Genomic DNA, 10,943 nt, shown 5'->3' with positions numbered 1-10,943 from the left:
ATCCTGAGCCAGGATCAAACTCTCCATTGTATAAAAATCCTAATCTCATCCGAAGATGAGACGATGTCGAGTGCTGATCCGACTCGTCTGTGTAAGAACTCTGTTCCTACGTGTACACGTGCCCCTCGCTTAGCATCCGAAGACCCAAGCGAGCTTACCAATTTGTCATTTCCATTCATTCAAAGAACGTCTGTTCTTCCCGTTGGAAGAACCCAGTGGTAGCGTTAAGCAGCTACCGGGGTGGCTGTTGTCCCGTCCGTCGTTTCGTTCGGGGTGGCAAAGGTACGCAGCGAAGTTTGATGCGCAAGAAAAAGTTGAAATTTATTTTCTATCCCTTATCTCGCTCTCTTCTGCTGGTCGCCTCCCATCGAAGCGGGCTGCAAAGATATCATACTATAGTCACAGCAACCAAAAGAAAGGATGAAAAATTTTCTTAAGATTCTTTAACCCTTGTCCGTTCGATTTGGGAGTGCAAAGGTGCAGTATTGGTTTGGAATATGCAACCCTTGTTTCAAGGAAAAGCTTACATCTTTTAATCCATCACCGCTTAACTGGTGGCGTAGCTGATTTCACCTTGATAATACATGAATAGAAAAAGGGCGCTCCCGGCGCCCTTTTTCTATTCATGTATTATTTTAACTGAGGTGTAACGTACTAACTCTATCAGGGCCTACACTCACTATGCTAATAGGTACTTCCAAGTACTGTTCTAGGAACTGAACGTATGCTTTCAATTCTCCGGGTAAAGCTTGTGGGTCAGTTAGCTGCTGTAACTCCGTTTTCCAGCCGGGCATACTCTTATATACAGGTTTCATAGTCTGCAAGTCGCCGTAGTCAGGTAGATGGTCGGTTTGCTGGCCATTGGGATACTCATAGTGCGTGCAAACATGAATTTCATCGAACTCATCTAAGACGTCGGCCTTCATCAAGTGAATCTCCGTGACGCCGTTAAGCATGATGCTATAGCGCAAGGCAGGCAGATCAATCCAGCCGCAACGGCGAGGACGACCAGTAGTAGAGCCAAACTCGCGGCCAGCCTGGCGGATTTGCTCGCCTACTTCATCGTGCAGTTCTGTTGGGAATGGTCCGCTGCCTACACGAGTGCAGTACGCTTTGCTAATGCCGTATACTTTGTCGATGTGCTTTGGGGCAATGCCGAGACCAGTGCAAGCACCAGCTACTATCGTGCTGGATGAAGTAACATAGGGATAAGTGCCAAAGTCGATATCTAAGAGTGAGCCTTGCGCGCCTTCCGCCAGAATCTTCTTACCCTGCTTCAGCAAATCATTCAACAGATACTCAGTATCGGTTAGCTGGAGGGTGCGGAGAAACTCAATAGCTGAGAAGAAATCTGCTTCCAACTCTTCTATTTCCAGTTTCTGATTGTGGAAAGCAGCCAAGGTTGCATGGCGCGCTACGGCTTCTTGATAACGTTGGTCGAAATCAGGAAGCAGGATGTCACCAACGCGTAGACCTGTTCGGCCAATCTTATCCTGATACGTTGGACCAATACCTTTTAGTGTAGAACCGATTTTGCTACCACCACGCGCTTCTTCATTGATCCGGTCGAGGGCGCGATGTGAGGGTAGGATAAGCTGCGCTTTCTTGGAAATGTAGAGGTTGGCAGCCCAATCAATGCCCCGGTCGGTAAGCTTTTGCAGCTCCTGACGGAATACAAAGGGGTCGAGGACGACACCATTGCCTACTACGTTGAGGATATGCGGGTGAAAAATGCCGGATGGCACTTGGTGGAGGACGTGCTTAATGCCGTCGAAGGTGAGGGTGTGGCCGGCGTTGGGCCCCCCTTGAAAGCGGGCTACTACATCGTAAGTGGGAGCGAGTACGTCGACGATTTTACCTTTTCCTTCGTCGCCCCACTGTAGGCCTACTAAAACATCAACTGGCATTAGTTTACGGTTTTCAATTGTTGAGCGGCGGCGGTAGCGTCGTCGGCTATAGAAAAAATGGCGTTCAGTTTAGTGAGGGCAAGCATTTTCCGAGGATGATCGGCAGGATTGATGAGCACTAACTCGCCACCTCGGCTGCGAAATTTGGTGAGCAACGACACCAACACGCCGATACCCGTGCTATTGATATAGCGCACTTCCGAAAGATCAACAGCACAATGGCGCAGCTCCTCACCTAAATGTTGATCGACCGATTGGAGAAGTTGCTGGGTATCGGGACTACCGATAAGGTCGCCGGAGAGGCGCACGAAGAGGATGCCGTCCTGAACGGCGGTTTCTGTTTTCATTCGGCTAGAGAACGAGTGGCAGCTTTAGCGCGGCAGTCGCCGCAAACGCCATAAAGATTCAAAGAGTGGTGCAAGATATGGAAGTTGAGTAACTCCCCGACCATGGTTTGGATGCCGTGGATGCGTGGATCACAAAACTCAACAACCTTATGACACTCCGTACAGATAACATGATCATGCTGGCGGTAGCCATACGATTTCTCGTATTGCGCCAAATTTCGGCCGAACTGGTGCTTGCTTACAAGGCCGTGTTCTACCAGCAAATCGAGCGTATTATATACTGTAGCTCGGCTCACTTGTAGGCCTTGCTCCTTCATGCCAGCAAATAGCTCTTCCACATCAAAGTGCCCAGTGCGGGAGTAGATTTCCTCCAGAATGGCATAACGCTCCGACGTTTTGCGCAAGCCTTTATTTTCGAGGTAGGCAGTGAAGATTTTCTTGACCTCCTCGTATTTTTCTTTATCAAGCATTTTATGCGACCCTATATATAAGGAGTAAGCAAAGGTACGAACTACCAGTTACAGAGCCGGAGAGTTGGAACTCCACAAGCTTGCGCTTTCCCCGAACTTATGTACCTTTTTAAACTACACGTTTTTACTAAGACTCTTTAGAACCTAAAAGCTGGTTTATGAGTCGAATCGTTCAACCAACAACACTCCGTTCACTTTAGCTAGGCGCTGAATAAGCTTATTTAGATGGGCAGTGTCGTTGACGAAGACCATGATTTGTCCTTCAAACATGCCATCATCGGAGTCGATGGTAATCGAGCGCATGTTTACTTTGAGGCTGTTGCTGATGATGCGAGTAACATCGTTTACAAGCCCTACCCTATCTGAACCTTTAATGCGCAGGCCGGCTAGAAAAGCCAGTTCGAGTTGGTCGGTCCATTTGGCGCGAACAATGCGGTTGCCATAGTTCGACATCATTTTTACTGCTTTCGGGCAAGAAGTCCGGTGAATAACGATGCCATCCTCGGTTTCGAAACCAAACACATCATCACCAGGAATCGGGTTACAACACGGCGCAATGGTATAATCGAACTTATCAGTTTGTTCGCCAATAACGAGCATGTTGGCGCTGAGGCCCCGAATCTTCTGTACTTCGTGGTCGAAGGCTTTAGGCTCTAGCTTAGATGGTAGCCGCGGCGCCTCAATTGCCGGATCAAAGAGGTCGGTTTTGATTTCGCGACCGTCAATTTGACCGATGGCTACGCGGTAGAAAAACTCCTGCGCATTGTAGGTATTGAAATGCGCCAGCAACCGGTTGAAGTTGTCCTGTGAATATTCTACCCCGAGCAATTCCAGTCGTTTCTCCACAATAAAGCGGCCATCATCGGCTTTGCTACGTCTGTCGTCGCGCAGCCACTCCTTTATTTTGGAGCGCGCTTTCGAAGTAATGACGTACTGTAGCCATTCCTCGGTGGGTTTCTGCTTTTGCGAGGTTAGAATCTCAACCTGGTCGCCGTTGTGGAGCTGATAGCTGAGAGGCTGGAGCTTTTGGTTGACTTTCGCACCGAGGCACTGCAAGCCAATGTGCGTGTGGATTTCGAAAGCGAAATCCAGCGCGGTAGCCTTATCGGGCAAAATCAGCAGCTTGCCTTTGGGCGTAAAGGCATACACCTCCTTTACAAACAGATTCTGGCGGAACTCGTCCATGAATTCCAGGGCGCTGGAATTGTTGGTTTCGAGCATCTCGCGCACCTTATTTATCCAGGCTTCCAGCGTGGATTCGGGCTGGATGGCACCGGTGTCCTTGTATTTCCAGTGGGCCGCGTAGCCTTTCTCGGCAATTTCATCCATGCGGCGGGAGCGGATCTGCACTTCCACCCATTGCCCGGAGCGCGACATGACCGTGGTGTGCAAACTCTCGTAGCCGTTGGCTTTGGGCGTACTTACCCAGTCGCGCAGCCGGTCGGGGTTCGGTTGGTAGAAGTCTGTCACGATGGAATACACTTGCCAGCAGGCGGCCTTTTCCTGCTCCTGCGGCACATCCAGAATGATACGAATGGCAAACAGATCATATACCTCATCGAAGGTGATGTTCTGCTTGCGCATCTTCTTGAGGATGGAATAGATGCTTTTGGGTCGGCCTTTAATTTCGAAGCCAAAGCCCTGGGCTTTCAACTCGTCGTCGATGGGCAGCACAAACTCCTTGATGAAGCGGTTACGGGTGCTCCGGCTTTGGCGCACCCGATTCACCAACTCGTTGTACACCTCGGTATCGGTGTACTTCAGGTGCAGATCCTCTAGCTCGGTTTTGATGGCGTATAGGCCAAGCCGATGCGCCAGCGGAGCATAGAGGTAAATGGTTTCCGACGATATTTTGAGTTGCTTATGCCGCGGCATCGAGTCAAGGGTCCGCATGTTGTGCAGCCGGTCGGCGAGCTTGATGAGGATGACGCGCACATCTTCCGAGAGGGTGAGCAGCATCTTGCGGAAGTTTTCGGCCTGTTCGGAAGTACCGTACTCGAACACGCCGGAAATCTTGGTCAGGCCATCAACAATGCGGGCCACTTTGGTACCGAACTCCCGCTCCACGTCGGCAATTTCCCAAGGCGTATCCTCCACCACATCGTGCAACAGAGCGGCCACAATGCTGGTAGTACCAAGGCCAATTTCCTCGACCACAATTTGGGCTACGGCCAGCGGGTGCAGAATGTACGGCTCGCCCGATTTGCGGCGCATTTCTTTGTGGGCCTCTAATGAGGTATTGAACGCCTTTTTAATCAACTTGGCATCACCCTCCTTCAGGTAAGGTTTGGCAGTGCGGAGCAGGCGGCGGTAGTGGCGCAGGATTTCCTGACGTTCTACTTCGGGGTCAATTAAGGTGGCCATGATGCGTAGGCAGCGCCGAAGCGCCAAAAGTCAATAAATGCTAAAGTACGAAGCAGGGGGTGGCTTATGAACAACTGGTAGCTGCCAAAAGGTTGAAGTCTGCCTAACAGCTAAGCAGTCAAGCTCTTCTCTCCTACTCCCGCACAGTAGTTGCGGGAGTAGCCGTCGACATATTTCGTGCGGTGAATAAGTTTTACGGAGAATGACAGAATTGACGTTTGGTTTTTCAAAGACCTTACGTAGCTTTGCGGCCCCGAGACAAACGAGTCTTGAGGCGGATGTGGCGAAATTGGTAGACGTGCCAGACTTAGGATCTGGTGCCGCAAGGCGTGTGGGTTCGAGTCCCTCCATCCGCACATTTATTTAATAATCATCACCGAAAACAAGCCCCTGAGCCCTCAACCCAACCGTTGGGGGTTTCTTTTTCCCCGTTTTTCAACGCCGCTTACCCGTACTTTACCTCTAACCGACGACCCGTTTTGGACATCACCCTCGATAAGAAAGACGACCAACTGAGTGCCATCCTGACAGTGAACCTCAAGGAGGCCGACTACGCTCCCGCTGTAGATGCCAAGCTGAAGGACTATAGCAAGAAGGCGCAAATCAAAGGGTTTCGCCCAGGTAAAGTGCCGGCTACGTTGGTACGCAAAATGTACGGCAAAGGCATTTTGGCCGATGAAATCAACTCTCTGCTAGGTAAAGCGGTTGACGGGTACATCAAGGAAAACAACCTCAAGATTCTAGGTGAGCCCCTGCCGGTTCCAACCGACGTGAATTTTGACACCGAGAAAGAATTCTCGTTTCCTTTCGAGCTGGGCCTGCTGCCTGACTTCGAACTTCCTGCCGACCAGAGCATTACGGTTGACCGCCACAAGGTAGACCTTGATGAGAATACGTTGCAGGAAACTTATGAGCAGATTGAGCGTCAGTTTGGCGAAAGCACCAACCCCGAGGTTTCGGAAGAAAGCGACTCGCTGTACGGCAAGCTGAAGAAGGCCGACGAGGAAGGTGAAGGCCGTCCGGTGTTGCTGCCCATCAAAAAAGTAAAGAATGGTGCTGAAAAGTTTGTAGGCGTAAAGCCTGAAGACAGCATCACCTTCGATCTGAAAGAAGCTTTTGACGGCGACGCCTCAGCTATTGCCAGCGTTACAGGCTTGAGCAAAGACGACGCAGCCGCTGTAGAAGGCGAATACGTGCTGAACGTTGAGAAAATCAACCGCACGGTAGCTGCTGAAATGAATCAGGAGTTGTTCGACAAGGTGTTCGGCAAAGACATCGTGACTTCGAAAGAAGAGTTCGACGAGAAAGTGCGCGAAACGGTGCAGCAGAACTACGACCGGGAAGCTGACAATTTGATCAACCGTACCATCATCGACAAGATGGTGGAAAACACGACGGTGCAAATTCCAGCTGAATTCTTCAAGAAATGGTTGTTGCGCGCCAACGAAGGCAAACTGACCGCCGAGCAGATTGAAGAACACTACGACGACTATGCCAAGGAGCTGAAGTGGTCGATGATCCGCAACAAAGTAGTTGAGGAGCAAGGCCTAAAGGTTGACAACGAGGAGATTGTGGACCGCACGATGCAGAAGATTCTGGGTCAGTTCAACATGGAAATGACGCCGGAACTGGAAGAATCGGTACGTGGCTTTGCTGACAACTTCCTGCGTCAGGACAACGGCAAAAACTACGTGCAGGAGTATGAGGCCATTCTGGCAGAGAAAGTAGTGGAAAACCTCCGCGGCAAAGTTGTTGTTAACGACAACCCGATTACGGCTGAGGACTTCCGCAATCAGAACGCTGGCTAAGGTCAACGCTCCGGTTTTCTAACCAACAAAAAAGCCCTTACTTGCCGTATGGGCTTTTTTGTTTTTGAAAAGTTAGGAGTCAGGAGCTAGGGGTTAGAATATTTCGCCTGGCATCTTATGCTCCAACTTTTCTCCTAGCTCCTGACTCCTAACTTCTATCTCCTAATTTCTCCCATGCTGAACAAACAAGAGTTTCGCAAATTCGCTGTGAAGGGCCAGGGCCTCAGCGGCCTGGGTGTGGACCAGTATCTGCATCATATTGAAGGCCAAGCTAAAGCCGGGCTGGTGTTGCCAACGGGCATGACTCGTTCCGTAATTGAAGAGCGCCCAACGCGTTTCGCTGAGATTGACGTGTTTTCGCGCCTGATCATGGACCGGATTGTGTTCCTGGGCACGGCCGTTGATGATTACATTGCCAACATCATCACCGCACAGTTCCTGTTCCTAGAGTCGGTAGACGCCAAGAAAGACATTCTGCTGTACATTAACTCGCCGGGTGGTTCGGTGTATGCCGGTCTCGGTATCTATGACACCATGCAATATGTAAACCCCGACGTGGCTACTATCTGCACGGGCCTCGCGGCTTCGATGGGTGCGGTATTGCTAGCAGGTGGTGCCAAGGATAAGCGTTCGGCTCTGCCCCACGCCCGCGTGATGATTCACCAGCCTTCGGGTGGCGCACAAGGCCAGTCGTCGGACATTGAAATCACGGCTCGCGAGATCCTTAAGCTCAAGAAGGAACTATACGACATTCTGGCGCAGCACACCGGCAAAACTTATCAGGAAATTCACGACAACTCCGACCGTGACTACTGGATGCGCGCTGATGAGGCCAAAGAGTACGGTCTGATTGACGAAGTGCTGGAAAAAAAGCCAGCCGCTTAAGTCAGATTTCTCCTTCATTGGAGGACATAAAAAGGAAAAGCCCGCTCGAGCGGGCTTTTCCTTTTTATATAGAAGCCCCGCCGTAGCGGCACTTTTTTCCTCATGCGCGGCGTTGGCCTTTTCGTACCTTTGAGGTAGGTGATGAAAATTACTTACCTATCTCCTCTACTTGAGAGTTTCCTTAGCAATGGCAGATATAACGTGCTCCTTCTGCGGTAAGAGCAAAAAAGACGTCTCGGTTATGATTTCCGGCATCAACGCGCACATTTGTGAGCGGTGCGTCGGACAGGCCCAGCAGATTCTCAACGAGGAGAATAAGATTCGGTCGAACTCGAAGACTCCCAAGTTCAACTTGGTGAAGCCCCGGGAAATGAAGGATTATCTCGACCAGTACGTAGTGGGCCAGGACGAAGCCAAGAAGGTGATGTCGGTGGCGGTATACAACCACTACAAGCGCCTGATGCAGAAGCCGCAAAAGGACGACGTGGTGATTGAGAAGTCCAACATCATTATGGTGGGCGAAACTGGCACCGGCAAGACGTTCCTGACCCGTATGCTGGCCAACATCCTGCAAGTGCCGTTCTGCATTGCCGATGCCACCGTACTGACCGAGGCCGGCTACGTAGGCGAGGACGTGGAAAGCATCCTGACCCGTTTGCTGCAAGCTGCCGACTACAATGTGGAAGCAGCCGAGCGAGGCATCGTGTACATCGACGAAATCGACAAGATTGCCCGCAAGAGTGACAACCCCAGCATCACCCGCGACGTGAGCGGCGAAGGGGTGCAGCAGGCTATGCTGAAGCTGCTGGAAGGCACCACGGTGAATGTACCGCCACACGGCGGCCGTAAGCACCCCGAGCAGAAGATGATTACAGTAAACACCGAAAATATCCTCTTCATCTGCGGTGGCGCCTTCGTGGGCATTGAGCGCATCATTAAGAGCCGCCTGAACACCAAGCCGATTGGCTTTGCCAAAACGCAGCTGGAAGAGAAGATTGACACGCAGAACTTCCTGCGCTACGTAACGGCTCAGGACTTGAAAGCTTTCGGCTTGATTCCGGAGTTGATTGGCCGCCTGCCGGTGCTCACGCACCTCAACCCGCTCGACCACGCCACGCTGCGCAAGATTCTCACCGAGCCGAAAAACTCTATTGTAAAGCAGTATCAGCGCCTGTTCGAAATGGAAGGCGTGCAGCTTTCCTTCACGGAAGGCGCGCTGGAGTACATTGTGGTGAAGGCCGACGAATACCGCCTCGGAGCCCGGGGCCTGCGCTCTATCTGCGAAGGCATCATGACTGACGCTATGTTCGATATGCCTTCGGAAACTGAAACCAAGGAGTTGGTTATCGATTTGGAATACGCTCGCAGCAAGTTCGAACAGTCGCCGATGAAGCAGTTGCGCGCGGCGTAGGTACCAAGATTCAATAAAAGCAGAAGGCCCCGACGAAATTGTTCGTCGGGGCCTTCTGCTTTTATAAGGTGTCTTATCCTTTCAAATACCCTACCATCAGCTTCGCGGCTTTTTCGGCGGCGTTTTGGCGGCCTAGCTTCTCGCGGATTTCGGTGTAGCCGGCTTTTTGCTGGGTGATGAACTCCTGGTCGGCGGTTACTTTCTTCAATTCCTGTACGAGGTTGCGGGAGTTGAACTCGCCCTGAATCAGTTCTTTCACTACTTCGCGGCCGGCAATGAGGTTGACCAGCGAAATGTAGGGCACCTTGATAACCGCCTTGCCGATGGCATAGGAAACGGCGCTGGTACGGTAGCACACTACTTGCGGCACGCCGAATAACGCGGTTTCCAGCGTAGCGGTGCCGCTGGTAACGAGGGCCGCGGTGGCGTGGGCTAGCAGATCGTAGGTTTCGTTGAAGAGGATGCGGACGTTGTTGCGCTCGAAGTGGGCGTAGTAGTTCCGGTCGAGGTTATCGACGCCGGCCACAATGAACTGGTAGTCGAGGAAGGGCGGCAGAATAGCCACCATTTCGTAGAGCATTTCCTCGATTTCCTGCTTGCGGGAACCTGGCAGTACCGCAATGATTTTCCGGGCCGGGTCGAGGTTGTGACGCTGGTGGAAATCGGTGGTTTTCTGGTGCTCGGCTACGGCGTCGGCGGTGGGGTTGCCGATGTAATCCACATCGTAGCCGAAGCGCTGGTAGAACTCCCGCTCGAAGGGCAGGATAACGAACATCTTGTCTACCAGCTTCTTGACGGCATGGACGCGGCTCTGGTTCCAGGCCCAGATTTTAGGCGAAATATAGTAGAACACCTTGATGCCGTGCGCCTTGGCAAACTTGGCAACCCGGAGGTTGAAACCCGCATAATCCACCAGAATCAGCACGTCGGGCTGGTAGGCCAGCAGGTCGCGCTGACACTCTTTCAGGTAACCCCGAAACTTGAGAATACTGGTGGCAGCTTCCCAGAAGCCCATAATGGCCATTTCCTGGTAGTGATGCACCAGCGTACCACCTTCGGCCTTCATCATGTCGCCGCCCCAGCCCCGGAACTCGGCCTGAGGATCTTGCTGATGCAAATTGCGCATCAGGTTGGCGGCGTGAAAGTCGCCGGACCGCTCACCGGCTATCAGGTAGTATTTCATTCAATTAAAAATTGAGAATTAAAAATTAAAAATTGAGAGTCAAGATGCCTTCACTCCTTTGCAAGGACGACGAAGCAGTTTTAATTTTTAATTCTCAATTTTTAATTGCCTTTACTCCCCCAAGTACTCCACGAAGTTGCGGGGAGTCTCGTAAAGTTTGATGCTGTGCAGGCGGGCAGGAGAAATACGCTCAATTTCGGGCTCTAGTATTTTCCAGAAGGCCATAGCCAGGTTTTCGGTGCTGGCCATTTGGCCCGCCATGAACGGCACATCAAGGTTGAGGTTTTTGTGGTCAACCTGGTCGATGATGTGCGTACGGATGAGGGTACTGAGTTGCTTGAGGTCGATGACGAACCCGGTTTCTGGGTCGGGCTTGCCCTTTACCGTCACGATGAGGTCGAAATTATGACCGTGCCAGTTGGTGTTGGCACAGGGGCCAAACACTTCCTTGTTGCGCTCCTCGCTCCACTTGGGGTTGTAGAGTTTGTGCGCCGCGTTGAAGTGTTCCTGCCGGCTGATGTATATCATTGAGTCTTGGGGGCTTGGGGGCTTAGGGTCTTGGATTTAT

General features: G+C 51.6%; 9 protein-coding genes and 1 tRNA gene. 4 read left to right on the top strand and 6 right to left on the bottom strand.

The window, feature by feature from the left end; genetic code table 11:
- Positions 1-635: 635 nt before the first annotated feature.
- The 4 genes from J0X19_RS24065 to J0X19_RS24050 all read right to left on the bottom strand — a co-directional run bounded on the left by J0X19_RS24065 (position 636) and on the right by J0X19_RS24050 (position 5,088).
- Positions 636-1,907 (bottom strand): adenylosuccinate synthase, encoded by a 1,272-nt coding sequence (locus J0X19_RS24065; protein ID WP_206986969.1) that lies wholly within the window; start codon positions 1,905-1,907, stop codon positions 636-638.
- Entirely contained in the window at positions 1,907-2,254 is a 348-nt protein-coding gene (locus tag J0X19_RS24060) for an STAS domain-containing protein (RefSeq protein ID WP_022822736.1), read from the bottom strand. The genes J0X19_RS24065 and J0X19_RS24060 overlap by 1 nt, the downstream gene beginning before the upstream one ends.
- A complete protein-coding gene (locus J0X19_RS24055) occupies positions 2,251-2,724 on the bottom strand; it encodes a Fur family transcriptional regulator (RefSeq protein ID WP_022822735.1) in 474 nt (157 codons plus the stop codon). Before J0X19_RS24055 ends, J0X19_RS24060 begins: the two co-directional genes overlap by 4 nt.
- 156 nt (positions 2,725-2,880) lie before the next feature.
- Entirely contained in the window at positions 2,881-5,088 is a 2,208-nt protein-coding gene (locus tag J0X19_RS24050) for a RelA/SpoT family protein (RefSeq protein WP_206986968.1), read from the bottom strand.
- 274 nt (positions 5,089-5,362) lie between these two features.
- Between J0X19_RS24050 and J0X19_RS24045 the strand changes: the two genes are divergently transcribed.
- The 4 genes from J0X19_RS24045 (at position 5,363) to clpX (ending at position 9,192) form a co-directional block, all read left to right on the top strand.
- Positions 5,363-5,444 (top strand) — tRNA-Leu (locus tag J0X19_RS24045).
- Between the two features lie 123 nt (positions 5,445-5,567).
- Positions 5,568-6,896, top strand: a complete 1,329-nt coding sequence (tig, locus tag J0X19_RS24040; RefSeq protein WP_206986967.1) for a trigger factor — start codon at positions 5,568-5,570, stop codon at positions 6,894-6,896.
- Between the two features lie 174 nt (positions 6,897-7,070).
- On the top strand, positions 7,071-7,781 hold the full coding sequence (locus J0X19_RS24035; protein ID WP_257573426.1) for a ClpP family protease: 711 nt from the start codon (positions 7,071-7,073) through the stop codon (positions 7,779-7,781).
- A 187-nt stretch (positions 7,782-7,968) separates the two neighbouring features.
- Entirely contained in the window at positions 7,969-9,192 is a 1,224-nt protein-coding gene (gene clpX / locus J0X19_RS24030) for an ATP-dependent Clp protease ATP-binding subunit ClpX (RefSeq protein ID WP_206986966.1), read from the top strand.
- Between the two features lie 73 nt (positions 9,193-9,265).
- On the opposite strand, the gene lpxB is transcribed toward clpX, so the two are convergent.
- Both lpxB and J0X19_RS24020 read right to left on the bottom strand, forming a co-directional pair.
- Complete coding sequence (gene lpxB / locus J0X19_RS24025) at positions 9,266-10,375, bottom strand: lipid-A-disaccharide synthase (protein ID WP_206986965.1); 1,110 nt, start codon at positions 10,373-10,375, stop codon at positions 9,266-9,268.
- A 111-nt stretch (positions 10,376-10,486) separates the two neighbouring features.
- Positions 10,487-10,903, bottom strand: coding sequence for a 6-pyruvoyl trahydropterin synthase family protein (locus J0X19_RS24020; protein WP_206986964.1), 417 nt, complete (start codon positions 10,901-10,903; stop codon positions 10,487-10,489).
- Positions 10,904-10,943 lie beyond the last annotated feature (40 nt).

Origin of the sequence: Hymenobacter telluris (assembly GCF_017313265.1) — a bacterium.
GTDB lineage: Bacteria > Bacteroidota > Bacteroidia > Cytophagales > Hymenobacteraceae > Hymenobacter > Hymenobacter telluris.
This window is presented reverse-complemented; position numbering and strand designations above follow the sequence as displayed.

Bases quoted from the DNA above. Each gene is read 5' to 3' on its own strand.
- J0X19_RS24065 (WP_206986969.1), bottom strand. From the start codon at position 1,907: ATGCCAGTTGATGTTTTAGTAGGCCTACAGTGGGGCGACGAAGGAAAA.
- J0X19_RS24060 (WP_022822736.1), bottom strand. From the start codon at position 2,254: ATGAAAACAGAAACCGCCGTTCAGGACGGCATCCTCTTCGTGCGCCTC.
- J0X19_RS24055 (WP_022822735.1), bottom strand. From the start codon at position 2,724: ATGCTTGATAAAGAAAAATACGAGGAGGTCAAGAAAATCTTCACTGCC.
- J0X19_RS24050 (WP_206986968.1), bottom strand. From the start codon at position 5,088: ATGGCCACCTTAATTGACCCCGAAGTAGAACGTCAGGAAATCCTGCGC.
- J0X19_RS24035 (WP_257573426.1), top strand. From the start codon at position 7,071: ATGCTGAACAAACAAGAGTTTCGCAAATTCGCTGTGAAGGGCCAGGGC.
- clpX (WP_206986966.1), top strand. From the start codon at position 7,969: ATGGCAGATATAACGTGCTCCTTCTGCGGTAAGAGCAAAAAAGACGTC.
- lpxB (WP_206986965.1), bottom strand. From the start codon at position 10,375: ATGAAATACTACCTGATAGCCGGTGAGCGGTCCGGCGACTTTCACGCC.
- J0X19_RS24020 (WP_206986964.1), bottom strand. From the start codon at position 10,903: ATGATATACATCAGCCGGCAGGAACACTTCAACGCGGCGCACAAACTC.